General features: G+C 63.7%; 22 protein-coding genes and 1 other RNA gene. 15 read left to right on the top strand and 8 right to left on the bottom strand.

What is annotated here, in order from left to right; genetic code table 11:
* Window positions 1-29: 29 nt before the first annotated feature.
* Window positions 30-710, bottom strand: coding sequence for a c-type cytochrome (locus MesoLj_RS00345; protein WP_202324701.1), 681 nt, complete (start codon window positions 708-710; stop codon window positions 30-32).
* A 193-nt stretch (window positions 711-903) separates the two neighbouring features.
* Here MesoLj_RS00345 and MesoLj_RS00340 point away from each other — a divergent pair, with 193 nt between their 5' ends.
* Both MesoLj_RS00340 and MesoLj_RS00335 read left to right on the top strand, forming a co-directional pair.
* Window positions 904-1,632: a 3-deoxy-manno-octulosonate cytidylyltransferase gene (locus tag MesoLj_RS00340; RefSeq protein ID WP_202324700.1), complete on the top strand. Its 729-nt coding sequence runs from the start codon at window positions 904-906 to the stop codon at window positions 1,630-1,632.
* 14 nt (window positions 1,633-1,646) lie between these two features.
* Complete coding sequence (locus tag MesoLj_RS00335) at window positions 1,647-2,510, top strand: prephenate dehydratase (RefSeq protein ID WP_202324699.1); 864 nt, start codon at window positions 1,647-1,649, stop codon at window positions 2,508-2,510.
* A gap of 124 nt (window positions 2,511-2,634) precedes the next feature.
* Here MesoLj_RS00335 and MesoLj_RS00330 read toward each other — a convergent pair whose 3' ends face one another.
* From MesoLj_RS00330 to MesoLj_RS00320, 3 genes are read right to left on the bottom strand one after another with little or no spacing between them, the layout of a single operon-like run.
* Window positions 2,635-2,937 (bottom strand): Dabb family protein, encoded by a 303-nt coding sequence (locus tag MesoLj_RS00330; RefSeq protein ID WP_202324698.1) that lies wholly within the window; start codon window positions 2,935-2,937, stop codon window positions 2,635-2,637.
* 31 nt (window positions 2,938-2,968) lie between these two features.
* Complete coding sequence (nudC, locus tag MesoLj_RS00325; RefSeq protein ID WP_140775548.1) at window positions 2,969-3,913, bottom strand: NAD(+) diphosphatase; 945 nt, start codon at window positions 3,911-3,913, stop codon at window positions 2,969-2,971.
* Window positions 3,914-3,965: 52 nt separating this feature from the next.
* Window positions 3,966-4,385, bottom strand: a complete 420-nt coding sequence (locus MesoLj_RS00320; RefSeq protein ID WP_140775547.1) for an HIT domain-containing protein — start codon at window positions 4,383-4,385, stop codon at window positions 3,966-3,968.
* 154 nt (window positions 4,386-4,539) lie between these two features.
* On the opposite strand from MesoLj_RS00320, the gene ffs reads away from it, so the two are divergent.
* The 7 genes from ffs (at window position 4,540) to MesoLj_RS00285 (ending at window position 10,598) form a co-directional block, all read left to right on the top strand.
* Window positions 4,540-4,636, top strand: an RNA gene (ffs, locus tag MesoLj_RS00315) — signal recognition particle sRNA small type.
* A 104-nt stretch (window positions 4,637-4,740) separates the two neighbouring features.
* Entirely contained in the window at window positions 4,741-6,573 is a 1,833-nt protein-coding gene (locus tag MesoLj_RS00310; protein ID WP_202324697.1) for a DNA polymerase III subunit gamma/tau, read from the top strand.
* 23 nt (window positions 6,574-6,596) lie between these two features.
* Entirely contained in the window at window positions 6,597-6,920 is a 324-nt protein-coding gene (locus MesoLj_RS00305; protein WP_140775543.1) for a YbaB/EbfC family nucleoid-associated protein, read from the top strand.
* Between the two features lie 76 nt (window positions 6,921-6,996).
* A complete protein-coding gene (locus tag MesoLj_RS00300; RefSeq protein ID WP_202324696.1) occupies window positions 6,997-7,404 on the top strand; it encodes a hypothetical protein in 408 nt (135 codons plus the stop codon).
* Between the two features lie 229 nt (window positions 7,405-7,633).
* Complete coding sequence (locus MesoLj_RS00295; protein ID WP_202324695.1) at window positions 7,634-8,626, top strand: cell wall hydrolase; 993 nt, start codon at window positions 7,634-7,636, stop codon at window positions 8,624-8,626.
* A 92-nt stretch (window positions 8,627-8,718) separates the two neighbouring features.
* On the top strand, window positions 8,719-9,324 hold the full coding sequence (gene recR, locus MesoLj_RS00290) for a recombination mediator RecR (RefSeq protein ID WP_140775537.1): 606 nt from the start codon (window positions 8,719-8,721) through the stop codon (window positions 9,322-9,324).
* Window positions 9,325-9,392: 68 nt separating this feature from the next.
* On the top strand, window positions 9,393-10,598 hold the full coding sequence (locus MesoLj_RS00285; RefSeq protein ID WP_446720350.1) for a lytic murein transglycosylase: 1,206 nt from the start codon (window positions 9,393-9,395) through the stop codon (window positions 10,596-10,598).
* A gap of 48 nt (window positions 10,599-10,646) precedes the next feature.
* Here the strand turns inward: MesoLj_RS00285 and MesoLj_RS00280 are convergent, their stop codons facing one another.
* Window positions 10,647-10,910: a hypothetical protein gene (locus MesoLj_RS00280; RefSeq protein ID WP_202327626.1), complete on the bottom strand. Its 264-nt coding sequence runs from the start codon at window positions 10,908-10,910 to the stop codon at window positions 10,647-10,649.
* Here MesoLj_RS00280 and MesoLj_RS00275 point away from each other — a divergent pair.
* From MesoLj_RS00275 to MesoLj_RS00250, 6 genes are read left to right on the top strand one after another with little or no spacing between them, the layout of a single operon-like run.
* The gene (locus MesoLj_RS00275; RefSeq protein ID WP_140775533.1) at window positions 10,855-12,498 is read left to right on the top strand and encodes an ABC transporter substrate-binding protein; all 1,644 of its coding nucleotides are present in this window, start codon (window positions 10,855-10,857) and stop codon (window positions 12,496-12,498) included. The genes MesoLj_RS00280 and MesoLj_RS00275 overlap by 56 nt on opposite strands.
* A gap of 18 nt (window positions 12,499-12,516) precedes the next feature.
* Entirely contained in the window at window positions 12,517-13,578 is a 1,062-nt protein-coding gene (locus MesoLj_RS00270) for an ABC transporter permease (protein WP_140775532.1), read from the top strand.
* Complete coding sequence (nikC, locus tag MesoLj_RS00265; RefSeq protein ID WP_202324693.1) at window positions 13,575-14,495, top strand: nickel transporter permease; 921 nt, start codon at window positions 13,575-13,577, stop codon at window positions 14,493-14,495. The genes MesoLj_RS00270 and nikC overlap by 4 nt, the downstream gene beginning before the upstream one ends.
* Window positions 14,492-15,325 (top strand): ABC transporter ATP-binding protein, encoded by an 834-nt coding sequence (locus tag MesoLj_RS00260; protein ID WP_202324692.1) that lies wholly within the window; start codon window positions 14,492-14,494, stop codon window positions 15,323-15,325. Before nikC ends, MesoLj_RS00260 begins: the two co-directional genes overlap by 4 nt.
* Window positions 15,322-16,074 carry an ABC transporter ATP-binding protein gene (locus tag MesoLj_RS00255; RefSeq protein ID WP_202324691.1) on the top strand — a complete coding sequence of 251 codons (753 nt, stop codon included), beginning with the start codon at window positions 15,322-15,324 and terminating at the stop codon, window positions 16,072-16,074. Before MesoLj_RS00260 ends, MesoLj_RS00255 begins: the two co-directional genes overlap by 4 nt.
* A 44-nt stretch (window positions 16,075-16,118) precedes the next feature.
* Window positions 16,119-16,457 carry a hypothetical protein gene (locus tag MesoLj_RS00250; RefSeq protein ID WP_202324690.1) on the top strand — a complete coding sequence of 113 codons (339 nt, stop codon included), beginning with the start codon at window positions 16,119-16,121 and terminating at the stop codon, window positions 16,455-16,457.
* A gap of 12 nt (window positions 16,458-16,469) precedes the next feature.
* On the opposite strand, the gene MesoLj_RS00245 is transcribed toward MesoLj_RS00250, so the two are convergent.
* Genes MesoLj_RS00245 through MesoLj_RS00235 form a run of 3 tightly spaced genes read right to left on the bottom strand, consistent with a single transcriptional unit; the run spans window position 16,470 to window position 21,774 of the window.
* Complete coding sequence (locus MesoLj_RS00245; RefSeq protein WP_274609144.1) at window positions 16,470-19,568, bottom strand: efflux RND transporter permease subunit; 3,099 nt, start codon at window positions 19,566-19,568, stop codon at window positions 16,470-16,472.
* Window positions 19,568-20,644 carry an efflux RND transporter periplasmic adaptor subunit gene (locus MesoLj_RS00240; RefSeq protein WP_202324689.1) on the bottom strand — a complete coding sequence of 359 codons (1,077 nt, stop codon included), beginning with the start codon at window positions 20,642-20,644 and terminating at the stop codon, window positions 19,568-19,570. Before MesoLj_RS00240 ends, MesoLj_RS00245 begins: the two co-directional genes overlap by 1 nt.
* The gene (locus tag MesoLj_RS00235) at window positions 20,641-21,774 is read right to left on the bottom strand and encodes an efflux RND transporter periplasmic adaptor subunit (RefSeq protein ID WP_202324688.1); all 1,134 of its coding nucleotides are present in this window, start codon (window positions 21,772-21,774) and stop codon (window positions 20,641-20,643) included. The genes MesoLj_RS00240 and MesoLj_RS00235 overlap by 4 nt, the downstream gene beginning before the upstream one ends.
* Between the last annotated feature and the right edge of the window lie 206 nt (window positions 21,775-21,980).

The following is a 21,980-nucleotide window of genomic DNA, read 5'->3' as shown; positions in this document are numbered from 1 at the left end:
TTTTCAAGATCGTGGAGATTACAAATTGTTCACTGGGCGGGTGCTGGCGCTGGAGCTGGAGCTGGAGCGGCAGGCTTGGCCGGTGCGGCGCCTTCAGCCGGCTTCGCCGGGGCGGCTGCATCGGCCGGCTTGGCAGGCGCGCTGGCGTCCGCGGCCGCACCAGGTGCCGGCAGCGGCTTGGGATTGTCCGACAGCGTGCGCAGATACGCGATGACGTTGGCGCGGTCCTCGTCCTTGGGCAGGCCGGCGAAGCCCATGGCGGTGCCCTTCACGAATTTCTTCGGCGAGGTGATGAAGTGGTTGATGTTGTCGTAGGTCCACTTCTCGGTGCCGCCCTTGGAGAATTCCTTCATGCCGGCCGAATAGGCGAAGCCTTCATGTTCGGCGACGGGGCGGTCGATAAGATCCCACAGATCGGGGCCGACCTTGTTGGGGCCGCCCTTTTCGCCGGAATGGCAGGCCTGGCACTTCTTGAAGACGGCAGCGCCCGCCTCGGCATTGGCGGTCTGCAGCAGGTCGGCGATCGGCTTGGCCGCGGCAGCCGGCGCGGCCGGGCCGCCTTCGGCGGGCTCAGCCGCCTCGATGGCGAAGCCGGGCTTTTCCGGGGCCGGCGAGGCAAACAGTGCGTCCGACACCAGCCCGACCGAGAAAACGACGAAAACGGTTCCGAGCAATCCGGCGAGCAGTTTATTGACTTCGTTGGAATCCATACGCCCCTTGCTCCCTTTTCCGGCGGACCGAACCGTCCACTCCGTCCGTCGGTATCGAGACCTGCCCTCCAGAGCCGGTCAAATCGGGCGGAAACTAGGTCTTTTGCTCCGGCGTTGCAACACCTATAAGGGCGCTGCCAGTGAGACCTTTTGCCACTTTTCCCCTCCTCTTTTCGAACGCCTTGCCACAGCGATGTCCACCTTGATCCTGATACCGGCCCGCATGGCCTCCACCCGCCTGCCGGGCAAACCTCTGGCCGACATCGCCGGCGTGCCGATGATCGTCCATGTCGCCCGCCGTGCGGCCGAAGCCGGCCTCGGCCGGGTGGTGGTGGCGACCGACACGCAAAGCGTGGCCGAAGCGGTGCGCGCGCATGGGTTCGAGGCGGTGATGACGCGCATCGACCACGAATCCGGCTCCGACCGCATCCATGAGGCGCTGGTCGCGCTCGATCCTGGACATGAGGTCCAAACGATCGTCAATGTGCAGGGCGACCTGCCGACCATCGATCCCGGCATCATCGCAGCCTCGCTCAGGCCATTCGAGGACGCGGCGGTGGATATCGCCACACTCGGTGTCGAGATCGTCCGCGAGGAGGAAAAGACCAATTCCAATGTCGTCAAGATCGTGGGCTCGCCGCTGTCCGCCACCAGGCTGAGGGCGCTCTATTTCACCCGCGCCACGGCACCTTGGGGCGAGGGGCCGCTCTATCACCATGTCGGCCTCTACGCCTATCGCCGCGCGGCACTCGAGCGCTTCGTCGCGCTGAAGCCGTCGCCGCTGGAACGCCGCGAGCGGCTGGAGCAGCTGCGGGCGCTGGAAGCCGGCATGCGCATCGATGCCGAGATCGTCCGGTCGCTGCCGCTAGGCGTCGACACGCCGGAAGACCTTGAGCGCGCCCGAACCATCCTTTCAAACTGAGAAATTCCTTCGCCATGCCTGAAAAAACCAACAGAATATCCTTCCAGGGCGAGCCGGGTGCCAATTCCGATACCGCCTGCCGCAACGTCTATCCCTCGATGGAGCCGTTGCCGTGCCCGACCTTCGAGGATGCGTTCAACGCGGTCGAGACCGGCAAGGCCGATCTCGCCATGATCCCGATCGAGAACACCATCGCCGGACGCGTCGCCGACATCCACCATCTCTTGCCGGAATCGAGGATGCACATCGTCGGCGAGTATTTCCTGCCGATCCATTTCCAGCTGATGGTGCTGCCCGGCGTCAAGCGGGAAGAAATCAAGACGGTTCACAGCCACATCCATGCGCTTGGCCAGTGCCGCAAATACATCCGCAAGAACGGCTGGAAGGCGGTCGTCGCGGGCGATACGGCGGGCGCCGCCAAGATGATCTCCGAGGTCAAGGACGGCACAATGGCCGCCCTGTCGCCGGCGCTGGCGGCGACGCTCTATGGGCTCGACATCATCGAGGAGAACGTCGAGGACACCGATTCCAACGTCACGCGCTTCGTCGTCCTGACCAAGAGCAAGCAATGGGCCGAACGGCCGACGGCCGACACCAAGATGATGACGACCTTCATCTTCCGCGTCCGTAACGTGCCGGCCGCGCTCTACAAGGCGATGGGCGGCTTTGCCACCAACGGCATCAACATGACCAAGCTGGAGAGCTACCAGCTCGGCGCTTTCACGGCGACGCTATTCTACGCCGACATCGAGGGCCATCCCGACGATCCGCTGGTCAAGCTGGCGCTGGACGAGCTTCGCTTCTTCTCCCGTGAGGTGCGCATCCTGGGTGTCTATCCGGCCAGCCAGTCGCGCGAGCAATGGAAGGTGGCGGATTAGCCAGCCATTGCGCCGTCAACTGACCGGCATTTCAACGCGCGACAGCACGTTCGAGATTGGCGGAGGCGTTCATGACGACGTCATGAAGGGCCGCGCCAATCTCAGACGTTGGTGCCCGATCATCTCAGCCAAAGCCCAGCGGCACATAGTCGATCTCGAGAAATTTCTCGACCTCCAGCACCCAGCGGTCGCGCACGAAGGCGACATGGTCGGGATGGTCGTTGTATCTGCTGTAGGCGGCCTGGTCGGCGAACTCCATCGAGAAGCCGAACTGATAGTCGTTCTTGGGGCTGATCTGCCGCAATTGCTCGAAATGCGTGACGCCCCGGATCGCGGTGAGGATTTTCTTGGCATCGACGAGGAAGCGCTTTTCCTCCAGCGAATGCGGCGCGTGCTTCAGCGTGAAGACGACGGTGTGGCGGATCATTTGTCTCTCCTGCAATGAATTTCAATATCGCCTATTCGCTGTCGACCCAGGCGCGGATAAGGTGATGCGCGATCGCCCCTTTCGGCGGCGTGACCAGATTATCGGCATGCTCCCTGGTCAGCATCAGGCGCACTTCGTCGCGGCCAAACCAGCGGCAGTCCTCCAGCTCGTTTAGGTCGGCCTGGATGTCGTCATTGAGCGGCTCGCCGAAGCAGCCGATCATCAGTGAATAAGGGAACGGCCAGGGCTGGCTGGCATGGTAGACGACGCGGCCGAGCCGGATGCCGGCTTCCTCCAGCGTCTCGCGGCGTACCGCTGCCTCGATAGTCTCGCCCGGCTCGATGAAGCCGGCGAGCGCCGAATACATGCCCGGCGCGAAGTGCCGGCCGCGCCCAAGCAGGCATTTCTCGCGCGTTGCCGTCAGCATGATCGCCACTGGGTCGGTGCGCGGAAAATGCTCGGTGCCGCAATTCGGGCAATGGCGCTTGTAGCCACCGGCCCGCATTTCCGACTGCGTGCCGCATTTGCTGCAGAAACGGTGGCTGGCGTGCCAGGCGAGCAAAGCGGCCCCTTGCGCCATCGCGCCGGCGGCCGCTTCGTCGATCAGCCCTTGCATGTAGACCGACCTGTAGTCGATCGCCTTGACGGTCTCGGGCAGCTGTTCGGGGTCAACGCCCGCCACCACCGCAAGCACCGGTCCTTGGTCGGAAAAGCCGAGCAGGACGCTTTGGTCGAAGGAAGGTTTGAAAGACTGGCTCTCCGAGACGCCGAACCAGGGATCGAGGCCGCTGCCATTCCCCAATTTCAGATAGAGCCGGCCGCCATTCATCAACAGCAGCCGCGTCGTTGGATCGGCCAGCGCCTTGTCGACCGAATCGTCGGCGCGGTTCTCGGATTGCCGGTCGATGGTGTTGCCGGCAAAGCCGACAAACTGGCTCGGCTCGCGCAGCGGCGCGTCAAACAGGCTGAAGCTCATGCGGACTCTGGTTCTTTGGGATGGACATGTTTTGGAATGAACACAGGGGAGCTTATAGCGCCGCCCTTATCGTTTCGGCAAACCGGCGCAGGTCGGAGCGCTCATAGGGCTCGCGCAGGCCGTGCCCCCACACCGGGCCCGGCCAGCCGGGATCGCCTTCGGACCGGGCGATGATATGGATATGCAATTGGCGCACGATATTGCCGAGCGCGCCGGTGTTGATCTTGGTGCAACCGCTCACCTTCTTCAGCGCCTGCGCCACCATGTTGGTCTCGAAGGTCAGCATGGCCTGGTCGAGCGGCGTCATGTCGTGGATTTCCTCCGCGCCCGGCCGCTGCGGTACCAAGAGCAGCCATGGCCAGCGGCGATCGTTCATTACCCGCAATTCGCACAGCCCAAGCCACATCAACTGCTCGCTGTCCGCCTCCAGCCGGGCATCCAGCGTGAATCCGGCCTTCAGGCCAGGCAGCATCGGCGTTTCCCTTGCTTTTCTTGGTTTCCTCGAACCCATGACGCTAGAGCGGCGGCAAGAGGGCTGCAAGCGAATCATTGTTTCTCTGACGGTTTGGTGCGCCAAATCGCGTGTGCACTTGCATTTCATCGCGCAATTGCCGATATGGACAGCGGGAGGTTGGTGGTGGACGATCCACTCGCCAACCGGGTCAGGTCCGGAAGGAAGCAGCCCTAACGAGCCCGGAACGGGTCATTGTTCCAGCCTCCCACCTCATCGGCCCTCCTCGCGACATTGACGACGCATTGCAGCGCGGGCGAGACTATGCGCAGGAATCGGCGCCTTTGGGCGCGGCCTTTTGGAGCTTAACGGGCGAATGAGCGAAGCCGGAAATTCGGGGCCAAAAAGCCTGGAGCCAAAAGGCCCGGAGAATGGAAAGGCCGCTGCCTATCGCGTGCTGGCGCGCAAATACCGTCCGTCGAACTTTTCCGAACTGGTCGGCCAGGAGCCGATGGTGCGTACCCTCACCAACGCCTTTGCCACCGGCCGCATTGCCCAGGCCTGGATGCTGACCGGCGTGCGCGGCGTCGGCAAGACCACCACGGCGCGCATCCTGGCACGGGCGCTGAACTACAAGACATCAACCGTGGACCAGCCTTCGGTCGACCTTGCCGTCCTCGGCGAGCATTGCCAGGCGATCATGGAAGGCCGCCATGTCGACGTCATCGAGATGGACGCCGCCTCGCACACCGGCATCGACGACATCAGGGACATTATCGAGCGTGTGCGCTATGCGCCCGTCTCGGCCCGCTACAAGGTCTATATCATCGACGAAGTGCACATGCTGTCGACGCAGGCCTTCAACGGCCTGCTGAAAACGCTGGAAGAGCCGCCGCCGCACGTTAAATTCATCTTCGCCACCACCGAAATCCGCAAGGTTCCGATCACCGTCCTGTCGCGCTGCCAGCGTTTTGACCTGAGACGCATCGATGCCGGATCGCTGGTCGCGCATCTCTCTTCGATCGCCGCCAAGGAAGGCATTTCGGTCGACGACGACGCGCTGGCGATGATCGCGCGCGCCGCGGAAGGCTCGGCCCGCGATTCGCTCTCCATCCTCGACCAGGCGATCGCCCATGGCGCTGGCTCCGTCAGCGCCGAGGCCGTGCGGGGCATGCTGGGCCTGGCCGACCGCGCCCGCATCGTCGACCTGTTCGAACATGTGATGAAGGGTGATGTGGCGGCGGCGCTCGCCGAATTCCGCGCTCAATACGACACCGGCGCCGATCCGGCCGCCGTACTGACCGATCTTGCCGAGTTCAACCACCTTGTCACCCGGCTGCGTTTCGTACCGACCGCCATGGATGATGCTTCGCTGTCGCAGGACGAGCGCCAGCGCGGGGCCGATTTTGCCAGGACGCTGTCCGTCAAGGTGCTGTCGCGAACCTGGCAGATGCTGCTCAAGGGCATTCCCGAGGTGCAATCCTCGAACCGGCCGGTGAGCGCCGCCGAAATGGTGTTGATCCGGCTGGCGCATGCCGCCGACCTGCCGACGCTCGACGAGGCGCTGAGATCGCTCGATGGCGCGGGACCGGTTCAAAATGGCGCATCGCGTCCAAACGGGGCGCCCGCTGGCCCTGGCAATGGCGGTGGTGCCAGCGCGGTTGCGCAAACGCGCATGCCATCCGGACAGGGTGGCGCGCAGACCATGCGGCTGGTCGAGGCCACACCCGCGCCGGTGGCTTTCGTTGCCCCTCCCCAGCCGGCGCCGGAGACGCCGCCGGTACCTCTGAAATCGCTGGCCGACATCGTTGCCCTCGCCGACGCACAACGCGACATCGCCTTCAAGGTGCTGGTCAAGCGCTGCATTCGTCCCGTGCGCATCGAACCCGGCCGCATCGACGTCAGCCTGACCGAAGATGCGCCCAAGCTCCTGCTCAACGATCTGACAACGAAACTGCGCGCCTGGACCGGCCGCAACTGGCTTGTCTCGCTATCCAAGGAAGAGGGCGGCCAGACTCTGGCTGAAATGGAATCGACGAAGCGCGAAAACGCCTTCCTCGATGCCAAGAGCGATCCGGCCGTGGCCGCCATACTGGCGCGTTTCCCCGGCGCCAAGATCATCGACGTGCGCATTCCCGATGCGCCGGAGGCAGACGAGACCGAGGCGGAAGTGCCGGTCGAGCCGCCGGCGGATGACGACGAGACCTGATAAACCAAGACAAGGATCGGACCATGAAAGATCTTCTCGGCCTGATGGGCAAGGCGAAGGAAATGCAGGCCAAGTTTCAGGCCATGCAGGACGAGATCGCCACGGTCGAATCCGTCGGCCAGGCCGGCGGCGGCCTGGTCAGCGTCACGCTGAGCGGAAAGTTCGACATGAAGTCGCTGAAGATCGACCCGTCTCTGTTCAAGGAGGACGATGTCGAGATCCTCGAGGACCTGATTCTTGCCGCCCACAATGACGCCAAGGCCAAGGTCGAGCAGATCATGCAGGAAAAGACCAAGGCGCTGACCGCTGGCCTGCCGATCCCGCCGGGAATGAAACTGCCATTCTGATGCATGATGCCCAAAACCGTGCAGCGGTTTTGGGGCAACGGCATGCACGAAAGTTGAGCCCAGCGGCGATGCGCCCATGACCGAAGAGCCGTCCGAAAGACTGATCGAGCAGCGTATCCGCAACAGGATCTATGAGATCCTGGAAATCCTCGCGGATTGCGATGACGGCGTCGATATCGTCGGCATCAAGGGCTATTTCCACTTGTTCGAGGATTTCGTGCATCGCCCGTCGATCGAGGCCGGCACCTCGGCGCTTTCGAAGGAGGAGCGCGCGGTCGTGCTGGAAATCGCCGAATTCCTCGAAGCCGCTTCCGAAACGAATCCCGATTTCACCAAGGCCGAATTCATCGATAGCGACTGGCCGGGAAAGATCGCGCCGACGGCCAGGGACGCGCGGGCGTTGTTCCTCAGGCGCGGCCTGTTTTCGGAGAAAGTCGAGGAGCTTGAGCCTGGTCGGCCGACCGCGATTGCGGCGGGGCGGTAGCGATTCCCCGGAAAAGCGTGCCGCGGTTTTCCCTCGACAATTGCGGCGAAACGAAGGGATAGCGGTCATCGCTTTTGTGAAATGATGGCTCGATCTATCTGGAAAGCCTCGAAATTGTGCCTTTTCGGCAACAGTACGTTGTTAATAACGTTTTGGCCATCATTTTGCCCGAAAGTGTCTCATTCTTGCCGCAGCCTGGGGGCGGGCATCGAAGTGAGAGGGTAACCTGTTGATCGTCACGCGATGGAAGACGCCGCTGTTGCTCGGCGTCATTACGTCTCCCCTGTTTTTGGCTGCGTGCAGCCAGACAACCTCGCACGGCATGTCCGTCGCCGGCCTCACCGATGCCATCACGCCGAGTTTCCTGACCTCGCGCGCCTCCAGCCACTCGCCAAAGGACAGGGAGTGCCTGGAAAGGGCGATGTTCTTCGAATCCAACCGCTCGAGCCGCGACGGCATGATCGCCGTCGGCACCGTGGTGATGAACCGCTTGCGTTCCGGCAACCACGGCAGCACCATCTGTGACGTGGTGGGTGAACCTGGGCAGTTCGCGCCGGGCGTCATGACGAGGCCGATGAATTCGCGCGCCATGCCCGATGTCGAGGAAGCGGCCAACGCCGTGCTCAAGGGCGAGCGCAAGGCCAAGCTCAAGAACACCATGTATTTCCACACGGCGGGCCTGCGCTTCCCCTACAAGAACATGCATTACACCATGGTCGCCGGCGGCAATGCCTTCTATGAGAAGCGCGGCCGCAACTGGCAGCCGCTGCCCGATGAGCCGACCGTGGCGGTTGCCTCGGCTGGGTCCGAAATCGTGAAGCCGTCCGCGCCGGTGACGATGGTTGCCTCGGCCGAGCCGGCGCGCCCGGCCAAAGCGTCCCGCGTCGCTCCGGCGCAGCAGGTCTATATGACCGCCGCCGCGGAACCGGCCCGGCAGCCCAAAACCAGGACCGCCCCTGCTCAAGAGACCTATGTGACCGCGGCCGCGGTGGCCACGGCGAAGTCGGTGCGCGTGACCACGAAGCAGACGATGGTCGCCATGCAGGAGCCGATGGAAGAACCGGATGCCGCCCGTTTCGGCGGAACCTTGAACACGAGGGTCATCTCCTCGGTTCAGGGTGAGCCGCAAGAGGCGGCGATGGGATTCCAATCGACGCCGGAGAACACCGACGCCATCGGTGCGATGATCGCCAGCCAGAGTCGACCGCTCGAGGTCAACTGATTCGCATCGCCCCGGCTTCGCGTGGCAGCATGGCAGACCATGCGCTGACACGGGATGTTCCAAAGCGCTCTGAAAAATCCTAGATCAGAGCGATGTCCAAGCGAATCGCCGGTCCCGAGATCGAACGTCTGATCCAGCTCCTGGCCAAGGTGCCGGGGCTTGGTCCCCGTTCGGCCAGGCGTGCGGCACTGCATCTGATCAAGAAGAAGGAGCAGCTTTTGTCGCCGCTCGCCGCCGCCATGGGCGAGGCTGCCGACAAGGTTCGCATCTGCTCCACCTGCGGCAATGTCGATACGTCGGATCCTTGCATGATCTGCACCGATCCGCGCCGCGATGCCGCCACCCTCATCGTCGTAGAGGACGTCTCGGATCTCTGGGCGCTCGAACGCGCGGCGGCAATGAACGTACGCTACCATGTGCTCGGCGGCACGCTGTCGCCGCTCGACGGCGTCGGCCCTGATCAGCTCAACATCCGCTCGCTGATCGACCGCGTTGCCGGCGGCGAGGTCAAGGAAATCATCCTCGCCGTCAACGCAACGGTCGAGGGCCAGACCACCGCGCATTACCTCACCGACCAATTGTCCGGCTTCGACCTCAAGGTGACAAGGCTGGCGCATGGCGTGCCGGTGGGCGGTGAACTCGACTATCTCGACGAGGGCACGCTCGCCGCTGCGCTGCGCTCGCGGACGGCGTTTTGACGCAATTGGCGGGGATGTTTGCTGAAATGACTGCATTCCTTCGTACGATCACCTTCGCCCTTGTCGCTATGCTCCTCGGTGTCTTCCTCGTCACCCCGGTCTCGGCCGCCAAGATCGACGACCAGTTCCGCGCGTGGCTGCAGAACGATCTCTGGCCCGAAGCCAAGGCCAAAGGCATTTCCAAGAAGACCTTCGATGCCGCCTTCGATGGCATAAACCCCAATCTGAAGCTGCCTGACCTTGTTATGCCCGGCGAGAAGCCGAAGACGCCGCAGAAGCAGCATCAGGCCGAGTTCGGCTCGCCCGGCGCCTATTTCGCCGAAAAGACGGTTCGCGCCGTGACATCAGGCGGACGCACGCGAGAGGCGGCCAACGCCAAGACCCTTGCCGCGATCGAAAAACGCTACGGCGTGCCCGGCGAGATCGTTCTGGCGATCTGGGGCCGCGAGACCGGTTTCGGCGCCGCGAAGATGCCCTACGACGCCTTCGAGGTGCTGGGCACCAAGGCATTCATGTCGACCAAGAAGGATTTCTTCCGCACCGAATTGCTAGCCGCACTGGAAATCGTCGAGCGTGGGCTGGCCCCGGTCGGCTCGATGAAATCGTCCTGGGCCGGTGCGCTCGGCCAGCCGCAATTCATGCCGACCTCCTTTCTCAAGCATGCCGTGGATTTCGATGGCGACGGCCGCGTCGACATCTGGAACTCAACGCCCGACGTGCTCGCCTCGATCGCCAACTATCTTGTCCATTATGGCTGGGTGAGGGGACGTGGCTGGGGGTTCGAGGTGACCGTGCCCGAGAGCGTCTCCTGCTCGCTGGAAGGTCCCGATCAGGGCAAGAAGATATCTGAGTGGGCTGGTATGGGCATCAAGCGCGTCGGCGGCAAGCCGTTTCCGGCGAGCGAGCTTAAGGCGGAGGGCTTCCTGCTGATGCCGGCTGGCCGCAGCGGGCCGGCTTTCATCGCCACGCCCAATTTCTACGTGCTGAAGGAATACAACACCAGCGACCTCTACGCGCTGTTCATCGGCCATGGTGCCGACCGCATCGCGCATGGCGATCAGAATTTTTCCGGCAGCTGGGGTCCCGTTGGCGATCTCCACCGTTCCGATATTGCCGCCCTGCAGCGGTCGCTGGAGGCCAAGGGCTATGATGTCGGCAGCGCCGATGGCCTGCCCGGCTTCAAGACCCGCCGCTCGATCGGCAAGTGGCAGGCCAAGAACGGCCAGGCCGCAACCTGCTTTCCCGACGCGGGGCTGGTCGCCGCACTGAAATAGCGCCGAAATTAGCAGATTATTCTCGATCGGCGGCCTCGATTGGCCGGCCTATGCGTCGACGCGCGACCGGCCATCCTGCTTCAATGAGCCGTCGTATAAATGCTCGTTGCCGGCCACGGAGCCGCCGGATATGGTGTTGACCAAATGGACAAAAACCACGACGGTAAGTGGACAAGGGGCCATCATAGGCCTTGAAAAGAAGACCTCAATCCTGAGCCGGGAACTCAGGTTAACAACAAAAAAGGGAACAATCACCATGATGATGGAAAAGCTTGCTCTACGATCCCGCATCTTGCTCGCGGGCGCGGCCATGTCGGCACTGCTTCTGGCCGGAGCGCCGGCTGGCGCGGTCACGCCCGCCGACACGCTGGTCGAAGGTTTTGCGATCGACGACATCATCTCCATGGATCCGGGCGAGGCGTTCGAACTGTCGACCGCCGAAGTCACCGGCAACACCTACGACCTGCTGGTCCGCCTCGACCTCAGCGACACGTCCAAGGTCAAGCCCGATCTCGCTGAAAGCTGGACGGTCTCCGACGATGGCCTGACCTACACGTTCAAGCTCAAACCGGGCCTCAAATTCGCCTCGGGCAATCCGATCACCGCGGCTGACGTCGCCTATTCGTTCGAGCGCGCCGTCAAGCTGGACAAGAGCCCGGCCTTCATCATCGACCAGTTCGGCATCAGCGGCGACAACGTCACCGAAAAGGCCAAGGCAATCGACGACACCACCTTCCAGTTCACCGTCGACAAGGCCTATGCGCCGAGCTTCGTGCTGAACTGTCTCTCGGCCACCGTCGCTTCGGTGGTCGACGCCAAGCTGGTCAAGGAGCATGTCGCGGCGGTGACGCCGAGCGCCGACTACAAATGGGACAATGATTTCGGCAATGCCTGGCTGAAGACCGGATATGCCGGCTCCGGCGCCTACAAGCTGCGTGAATGGCGCGCCAACGAAGCCGTCGTCATGGAGCGCAACGACAATTATCACGGCGAGAAAGCCAAGCTTGCCCGCGTCATCTATCGCAACATGAAGGAAAGCTCGGCCCAGCGCCTGGCGCTGGAAGCCGGCGATATCGACGTCGCCCGCAACCTCGAGCCGAACGATCTCGACGCCATCGCCAAGAACGCCGACCTCACCTCGACCAGCGCGCCGAAGGGCACGGTTTATTACATCAGCCTGAACCAGAAGAATCCGAACCTGGCCAAGCCCGAGGTGCGCCAGGCCTTCAAATATCTGGTCGATTATGATGCGCTGAGCTCGACCATCCTCAAGGGGATAGGCGAGATCCACCAGACCTTCCTGCCCAAGGGCGTGCTTGGCGAACTGGACGAGAACCCGTTCAAGCTTGACGTTGCCAAGGCCAAGGAGTTGCTGGCCAAGGCAGGCCTGCCCGACGGCTTCAGCGTAACCATGGACGTGCGCACTGGTCAGCCGACGACCGGCATGGCGGAATCGATCCAGCAGACGCTCGGACAAGCCGGCATCAAGCTGGAGATCATCCCGGGCGACGGCAAGCAGACGCTGACCAAGTATCGCGCCCGCAATCACGACATCTATATCGGCCAATGGGGCCAGGACTATTTCGATCCGAACTCCAACGCCCAGACCTTTGCCTCGAATCCGGACAATTCGGATGCAGGCAAATCCAAGACGCTCGCATGGCGCAATGCCTGGGACATTCCGGACCTGACCAAGCAGACGGAAGCAGCGCTGCTGGAAAAGGATTCGGGCAAGCGCGCCGACATGTACAAGGACCTCGAGAAGAAGATCCTCGACACCAGCCCGTTCGTCGTCATCCATCAACAGCTGGAAGTCGCCGGTGTGCGCAAGAACCTCAAGGGCTTCGCGCTTGGCCCGAGCTTCGACACCAATTTCGTCGGGCCGGTCTCGAAAGAATAGCGCCCGCGGACGCGCCGCATGAGCGCGGTTGAAAACGGAGGCGGGCGCGGTGGTGCCCGCGCCGTCGCCCTTGCATCATCGCTCGGCCGTTTCCTGGTCATCGCGGTGACGACCTATCTTGGTCTTCTCGCGGTCACCTTCTTCATTGGCCGTGTCATCCCGATCGACCCAGTGCTGGCAGTGCTCGGGGACCGGGCGCCGGCCAATGTCGTCGAGCGCACGCGTCGCGAGATGGGCCTCGACCTGCCGCTGATCGAGCAGTTCTACATCTATGTGAAAAATGCCCTGAGTGGTGATTTCGGCACTTCGGTGCTGACCACCAATCCGGTCATGACCGACATCCGCCGCGCGCTTCCGGCAACGACGGAACTGGCGACGCTGGGGACACTGATCGGCGCGCTGTTCGGCGTACCGTTGGGCGTGCTGGCCGCGGTGAAGCGCGGCAGCATCATCGACCAGGTCGTGCGTGTGATTGGCCTGATCGGCTATTCCGTGCCGATCTTCTGGCTCGGCCTGCTCGGCCTGGTGCTGTTCTACGCCAAGCTGCAATGGGTGGCTTTTCCGGCCCGGCTCGACGTCGTCTACGAATACACCTTCACGCCGATCACCGGTTTCTACCTCCTCGATTCGGCGATGCAGGGTCAGTGGGATGTCTTCCGAGACGCCTTCCGCCACATCATCCTGCCGGCCTCGCTGCTCGGCTATTTCTCGCTCGCCTATATCAGCCGCATGACGCGCTCGTTCATGCTCAACGAGCTCGCACAGGAATACATCGTCGCGGCGCGCGCCAAGGGCCTGTCGGAAACCCGCATCATCTGGGGCCACGCGCTGCGCAACGCCGCCGTGCCGATGGTGACGGTGATCGCGCTTTCCTATGCCGGTCTGCTCGAAGGTTCGGTGCTGACGGAGACCGTCTTTTCCTGGCCAGGCATCGGCCTCTACATCACCAACTCGCTGCAGAACGCCGACATGAACGCCGTGCTCGGCGGCACCATCGTCATCGGCTCGGTGTTCATCGGCATCAATCTTCTGTCCGATCTTCTCTACCGTGTGCTCGATCCGAGGACGAAGGTAAGATGAGCACAGACACCATTCAGAGCCGACGCGACTGGTTGCTCAGCGAGCGGCCGGCATCGCGCATGCAGGCAAGGCTCGGCCGCGCCTATGTCGCGTGGCGGCGCTTTTCCGCCAATCGGCTGGCCTTTGTCGGCTTGCTGATCATCATCGCGCTGCTGGTCATTGCCGCCCTTGCCGGTGTGCTGGCGCCCTATTCGCCGACCTTCGGCGACCTGAAGAACGCGCGGCTGCTGGCGCCGAGTGCGCAGCACTGGTTCGGCACCGACGACCTCGGCCGCGACATCTATTCGCGCATCCTCTACGGCTCGCGCTGGACGCTCTATGTCGTCATCCTGGTCGCCATCATCGCCGCCCCCATCGGTCTGCTGGTCGGCACCGTTGCCGGTTACGCCGGTGGCTGGACCGATGCCATCCTGATGCGCATCACCGATATCTTCCTCGCCTTTCCGAAGCTGGTTCTGGCGCTGGCCTTCGTTGCCGCACTTGGCCCCGGCATTGAAAACGCGGTGCTGGCGATAGCCATCACCTCCTGGCCGCCTTACGCTCGAATTGCCCGCGCGGAAACGCTGACGGTGCGCAATTCCGATTACATCAAGGCGGTGCAATTGATGGGCGCTTCGCCCTTCCGCATCGTGCTGCGCCACATCATGCCACTCTGCATCTCCTCGCTGATCGTCCGCGTGACGCTCGACATGGCCGGCATCATCCTGACCGCCGCCGGCCTCGGCTTCCTCGGTCTCGGCGCGCAGCCGCCGCTGCCCGAATGGGGCACCATGATCGCGTCCGGCCGCCGCTTCATCCTCGACCAATGGTGGGTGGCCGGTGCGCCCGGCTTCGCCATCCTCATCGTCAGCCTCGGCTTCAACCTGCTTGGCGACGGCCTGCGCGATGCGCTCGATCCCCGCAGTGGTGACCAATGAGCGCGCTTCTCGAGGTCGAGGACCTGCGCGTTACCTTCCCAACCCGCACTGGGTTGATCGAAGCGGTGCGCGGCGTCTCCTTCGCGCTTGGCCGCGAGCGGCTGGGCATCGTCGGTGAAAGCGGTTCGGGAAAATCGCAGACCGGCCGCGCCATCATGGGCCTGACGCCGCCGCAGGCCCGGATATCGGCCAGGAAACTGGCTTTCGACGGCATCGACCTGCTCGGTATCTCGGCGCGCCAACGCCGGGCGTTGCGGGGCAACCGCATCGCCATGATCCTGCAGGACCCGAAATATTCGCTCGACCCGGTGATGAGCATCGGCCGCCAGATCGTCGAGACCTTGCGCACGCACGAAAAGGTCTCCAAGGCCGAAGCGCGCGAGCGGGCGCTGGCCATGCTGGAGGCGGTGCAGATCCGCGATCCCAAACGCGTTTTCGACCTGCATCCGCACGAAGTGTCCGGCGGCATGGGTCAGCGCGCCATGATCGCCATGATGCTGATCGCCGGACCGGAAATGATGATCGCCGACGAACCGACCTCGGCGCTCGACGTCACTGTGCAGCTCGACGTGCTCGGCATCCTCGATAAATTGGTCAGCGATCGCGGCATGGGGCTGATCTTCATTTCGCATGATCTGCGCCTGGTCTCGTCCTTCTGCGACCGCGTCATCGTCATGTATGCCGGCAAGGTGGTCGAGCAGCTCAAGGCCTCCGAACTGGGCCAGGCCCAGCATCCCTACACGCGCGGCCTGCTCAACTGCATGCCCAGGATAGGCTTCGAGCGCCATCCGCTGCCGGTGCTCGACCGCAAGCCGGAGTGGGCGGCATGACTTCTGCGATCACCATCGACGGGCTGGAAGTGATCTTCGACCGGTTTCGCGCGCTGAAAGGCGTGAGCCTTGAAGTCAGGTCGGGCGAATCCTTCGGCCTGGTCGGCGAGAGCGGTTCCGGCAAATCAACGCTGCTCAGGGCGATCGCCGGCCTTGCGCCGGTGGTCGCCTCGGGCAGCATCACCGTCAATGGCAAGACGCTCGGCGCGCGCCGCGACAAGGCCTTTTACCGCGAAGTGCAGATGGTCTTCCAGGATCCGTATGGCTCGCTGCATCCGCGCCAGACCGTCGACCGCCTGTTGCAGGAACCGCTTGCCATCCACGGCTTTGCCGATGGTGAAAAGCGCATCGAGCGTGCGCTTGATGAGGTCGGTCTCGGCAACGGCTTCCGCTTCCGCTACGCGCACCAATTGTCCGGCGGCCAGCGCCAGCGTGTGGCCATTGCCCGCGCACTGATCCTCGAACCATCGATCCTTCTGCTCGACGAGCCGACCTCGGCGCTCGATGCCTCGGTGCAGGCCGAAGTGCTGAACCTGCTGGAAGAAGTCCGCCGGCGGCGCAAGCTGACCTTCCTGATGGTCAGCCACGACCTCGCCATCATCACCCATATGTGCGAGCGGCTGATGGTGATGCAGAGCGGTGAGGCGGTCGAGAATCTGACGGCGGGCGACCTTGTCGAGCGCCGTGTCACCAAGGATTATACGCGCAATCTTTTGCGGGCGAGCGACGGGTTTGTGAGAACCGCCTGAATTCGTTCTTCCCGTGCACAGACCAACCGTCTTGGGGGAATTCCATGGAGGAATGGAAGTTTGCAGATCCACCAAATGTCGCGGTGCTATCGGACAAGAGTATATTCAAGTCTGACGACTGGATCGCATACGTCGTGCATGAAGCTGACGACGACGATGCCTGTAATGATGAAGGTGGCAGTTGGCAATTCCACAGCAGCGACACGCGAGATTGGGACCAACGCGAGATAATGCTCGTCGGTCTGCAGGAGGTGGTTCGGCGGGATGAAAGCATCTTGGCATTGGCCGATTTGCCAAAGGGTTGGCGTGCTTGGCGCAGTTCCAAATCGTCGCCCTGGCAGCGCGCCAAATCACTCCCTGTGCCGTCCAACGATAACGAGTGATCAAGCAGGGTCTTAAGTCGAACCTTGCGCCAGTTCGCCGTTCTCCGGAACGGATGGTCCGTCCCCTTGCTTCGGCTCCTTGATCCGGAACCACGCCACATAAAGCGCCGGCAGGAACAGCAGCGTGATCGCCGTACCCGCGATGATGCCGCCCATCATCGCGTAGGCCATCGGGCCCCAGAACACTTCGCGCGCGATCGGGATCAGCGCCAGGCTGGCGGCGGCTGCCGTCAGCGCGATCGGCCGCATGCGGTGTTCGGTCGCCTCGATGACGGCCGTCCATCGGTCCTTACCCTCTCGGACGAGGTCCTCGATCTGCACGATCAGGATGACCGAGTTGCGGATCAGGATGCCGATCAGCGCCAGCACGCCGAGGATGGCGACGAAGCCGAGCGGCGCCCCGCTCGGCACCAGGGCGGCCACCACGCCGATCAGCCCGAGCGGCGCCACCGCCACCACCAGGAACAGGCGCTGGAAGCTCTGCAACTGCACCATCAGGATGGTCGCCATGATGAACAGCATCAGCGGCACCACGGCCGCGATCGGCCCCTGGCTTTTGGCGCTTTCCTCGACCGAGCCGGCGGTTTCCACCGAATAGCCCGGCGGCAGCTTGGCGATGAAGGCATCCACCGACGGCTTCAGCTCGTTGACCACGGTGGCCGGCAGCGTGTCGCCCACCATGCCGGCGCGCACGGTGATCGTCGGAATGCGGTCACGCCGCCACACTGTCGGCTGCTCGAGGTCGTAACTGAAATTGGCCACCGCCGCGAGCGGGATGGCTTCGCCGGTGCTGGTCGGCAGCTGCATGTTCTGCAGTGTCCCGATCGAGCCGCGTTCGGCATCGCGTGAGCGCGCCACGACATTGATCAGATAGGTGGCGTCGCGCACCTGGGTGATGGTGGCGCCGCCGACCGTGCTGTTGAGCGCACTGGCGATGTCGGACGAGGTGATGCCGAGCTGGCGTGCCTTGTCCTGCAGCACATCGACCCTCAGCACGCGTTGCGGCTCGTTCCAGTCGAAGGTGGGTGCTGCGAGCTTCGGATTGGCCGAGATGAGGCCGGCGAATTGCTGCGCCAACTCGCGCACCGTCTGGATGTCGGGACCGCCGACGCGATACTGCACCGGACGGCCGACAGGCGGTCCGAGTTCGAGCAGTTTGACGAATGCGTCGGTGCCGACAAACTCCTCGCGCAGCAGCTTCTCCAGCGCCGGCTTGACCCGGTTGCGCGCCTCGAGGCTCTTGGTGACGATCACGGTCTGGCCGAAATAGGGGTTGGCCGGCTGCACGTCATAGGCCAGCACGAAGCGCACCGCGCCCTGGCCGATATAGGACGAGAAATGGTCGATGTCGGGATTGCCGACCAGCGCCCGCTGCTCGAACCGCTCCATCTGGTCGCGCGTCTCGGCGATCGACGAGTTCTGTGGCAGGTTCCAGTCGACGATCAGCTCCGGCCGGTCGGACGGCGGGAAGAACTGTTGCTGGACGAGGCCGAAGCCGGCGATCGAGGCCGCGAACAACAGCACCGTGACGATGATGGTCAGCCAGTGCCGGCGCACTGAAAACACCAGCACCCGCCGGAACAGCGAGGTGAATCGGCCAGGCTGGTCGTGATGCTTGGTCTTCATCGTCGCCGGCAGGATTGTTACGCCCAGCAGCGGCGCGAACAGCACCGCCACGATCCATGACACCAGCAACGACACGGCGATGACGACGAACAGGGTGAAGGTGTATTCGCCGGCGGCACTTGAGTTGAGGCCGATCGGGATGAAGCCGGCGACCGTCACCAGCGTGCCGGTCAGCATTGGGAAAGCGGTCGACGTGTAGACATAGGTCGCCGCCTTGCGCAGGTTGTCGCCAACCTCCAGCCGCGCCACCATCATCTCGACCGCGATCATGGCGTCGTCGACCAGAAGCCCGAGCGCGATGATCAGCGCGCCCAGCGAAATGCGCTGCAACGAAATGCCGAGATACTCCATGACCGTGAAGGTGATGGCCAACACCAGCGGAATCGACAGCGCCACGACGAAGCCGGCGCGCATGCCAAGGCTGATGAACGAGACAGCAAGCACGATGGCCACCGCCTCGAACAGCGCGCGGGTGAAGCCCGAGACCGCCTCCTCGACGATCACCGGCTGGTCGGCGACCAGATGCACGCCGACGCCGACCGGCAGGTCGGCCAGCACCTTGTCCATCTCCCTGTGCAGCGCCGCGCCGAATTCGAGCAGATTGGCGTTGGGCTTCATGCCGATAGCGAGCGCGATGGCGTCCTGGCCGTTGAAACGGAACAGCGCCGTCGGCGGATCGACATAGCCGCGTGTGATCGTCGCCACGTCGCTCAGCCGGAAGAAGCGGTCGTTGACGCGCAGATTGATGGCACGCAGGCTCTCTTCGGAAGTGAACTGGCCGCCGACGCGCACGCTGATGCGCTCCGGGCCGGACTGGATGACGCCGGACGGCGTTATCGCGTTCTGCGCCTGCAGGCTGGCGACGATCGCCTGCTGGTTGAGGCCAAGGGCCGCGATCTGGCGCGTCGAGAATTCCAGATATATGGCTTCGTCCTGCGCGCCCACGAGATCGACCTTGCCGGCATTGGGCACGGTCAGGATTCTTGTGCGGACGTCCTCGACATAGTCGCGCAACTGGCGCGGCGTCAGCCCGTCCGATGTGAAGGCGTAGATGTTGCCGTAGACATCGCCGAAGCGGTCGTTGAAGAACGGCCCCTGCACGCCTTGCGGAAACTGCGCCTTGATATCGTTGACCATGTTGCGCACCTGAAGCCAGTTCGGCACGACATCGCGCGCCCTGGTGGTGTCCTTCAGGTTGACGAAGATGACGGTCTGGCCGGCGGTGGTGACGGATCTGGTGAAGTCGAGGCTGTCGAGCTCCTCGAGCTTCTTCTCGATGCGGTCGGTCACCTGCTGCACCGTCTCCTTGACCGACGCGCCCGGCCAGTTGGCCTGGATGATCATCGTCTTGATGGTGAAGTTGGGGTCTTCCTCACGGCCGAGATTGAGGTAGGAGAATATGCCGGCCACCACGAAGACCAGCATGAAATACCAGACCATGGAGCGGTGGCTGAGCGCCCAGTCGGAGAGATTGAAGCCCTTCATCAGACGCCGCCCTCCGGCACTCTAACCTTCTGGCCTTGGCTAAGGCTATGGACACCGGCGGTGACCACGCGCATGCCGGCCTCAAGTCCCTCGGCCACAGTGAAGGTGCCGCCATTCCTGGAAGCGATCTTGATGTCGCGCGTACTCACGCTCGACGTCTGCGGATCGACGATCCACACTTTGTCGGAACCGTTCTTTTCGAGCAGCGCCGACATGGGCAGTTCGATCGTCGGCGCCACCTTGGTCACGCGGGTTGCCGTTACCGTCGAGCCGAGCCTGAAGGCCTGCGGCGGATCGGTGAGCGTCAGCCGCACGCGCCGGGTGCGCGTCGAGCCCTCCGCTTGTGGCGCGATCTCGCGCAGCTTGGCCTCGGTCTGGATCGTCGGCAGCGATTGCAGGATGACCTGGAACGGCGTGCCGGCGGTGAGATCGCCGATCAGCTGGTCGGGAATGTCGACCACCGCTTCGCGCAGGTCGGAGCGCGCCACGGTGACGACTGTCTGGCCCGCCGAGACCGTTTGCCCGACCTCGGCGCCGACCGCGGTGACGACGCCGTCGAAGTCGGAAAACAGCCTGGCATAGCCTAGCTGTTCCTGCGATTTGGCCAGCGAGGCCCTGGCCCGCTCGACGCTGGCTTCCGCGGCCTTGCGCGCCTGCTGCGCGGCATCGAAGACGGCCTGCGAAGCGTTGGCCGAGGCAAGCAGCTGGCGCTGGCGCTCCTCGCTCGCCGCGGCGTTGGCGAACTGTGCCTCGGCATTGGAGAGCTCTGCCTTGGCCGCCTGCACCGCCAGTTCCAGCGCGGTCGGGTCGAGCGCGGCGATCGTGGTGCCCTTGGTGACGATGTCGCCGACCTTGACGTCGCGCGAGACGACCCGGCCAAGCAGGCGGAAGGCAAGGTCGGCGCTGACCTGCGGCTCGACCGAGCCGGCGAAGCCGAAGGTCTCGGTCGTGCGCGGCTCGACCACCACCGAAAGCACGGGCCGGATGATTTCCGTCGGCTTTTCTTCGGATTTCGAGCAGGCGCCAAGCGCGCCAAGCGCGAACAGGCCAAGCACGATTCGTGGCAGCCGGTTCATTGGCCCGCCTCCGATATCTCCACCGTCTGGCCGGGACTGAGTAACTGCCCGCCCGCGGTAACGACACTCTGGCCTTCGTTCAGACCGCTGGCGACGACGACCGTGCCCGAATCGAAGGCCAGCACCTCGATCGGCGTCGTCGACACTGCCTTGGTCGCTGGGTCGACAATCCAGACGGCCGGCCTGCCGGCGCTGGACGTCAGGGCCTGCCAGGGCAACAGGATCGCCTTCGTCGGTTTGGCGCCGACCGAGCCGATCACGGCCGCCCCCAGCGGCATGCCGGCGGGCGTGTCGGCAATGCCGACCCTGACCCGGATCGAACCGGAGGCCTGGTCCACCACCGGCGAGATTTCGCACACCTTGCCAGTTGCCCGGACCTGCGGATCGGCCAGCAGCGTGATCGTCACCGCCGGCGAGGCCGGCGTCCTGGCGACCAGCGTCTCCTGCACGTTGAACACGGCGTCACGGTCACCGTCCTCGGCGACGGTAAAGACGGTTTGCGCCGCTTGCACCACCTGGCCGGTTTCGACCTGGCGGGCGGTGATGACGCCGGGGGCGCCCGCCTTGAGCTCGGTGAAGGACAGGTTTTGCTGGGCATTGGCGAATGCGCTCTGCGCGGCATCGACGCTGCCTTGCGCCACCTTCATCGCCTGGTCGGCGGCGTCATAGTCGCGCCTGGTGGTGAAGCCCTGGGCAAGCAGCGTCTTCTGCCGCTGGAAGGCGGCGGCGGACTGGGTCAGCTGCGCCTGCGCCGCATCGAGATCGGCTTGTGCGGAGCGCAGATCGGATTCCTGTTCCTGTGGATCGATGCGGGCAAGCACCGCGCCCTGGTCGACATGCTGGCCGACATCGACAAACCGCTCGGCGACGCGGCCGCCGACCCGAAACGACAGATTGTTCAGCGTGCGCGCCGCGATCACCCCGGTCAGCGAGGTCCTCGGTGCGTAGTCGGCCATCGCCACCGTTTCCGCGCGCACCATGACCGGCAGTTTCCTGGCCGCCGCTTCCTGCTTCTGGCAACCGGCCAGCAGCAGGGCGGCTGCGCAGACGCACACTGCCGAGGAAAAGGACAAAAGGCTGGAGGTTTTGACGGATGGCGGCGAGACGGACGATGTCGCGTTCCTGCTCATGGGCTCCCCCAGCCGCGGGCCGCTCGCTGACAGCGATGCCTCGCCGATATGCGGAGGATAATCGATCCCCCGAAAAAGGAAACCGTTCTCGTACCTGTATCGCCCGACTGGTTAAGGGCGGAGATCTGCTCGTGGCAGGCCCAATCGCCATCCGCTGGTGCCGACTTGAGGAAAACATGAAATAAGGTCAGAAGACATCTGATCAA

The sequence above is a fragment of the Mesorhizobium sp. 113-3-9 genome (genome assembly GCF_016756515.1).
Taxonomy (GTDB): domain Bacteria; phylum Pseudomonadota; class Alphaproteobacteria; order Rhizobiales; family Rhizobiaceae; genus Mesorhizobium.
Note: the sequence above shows the minus strand (reverse complement) of the source record. Positions and strands in the feature narration are given on the sequence as shown.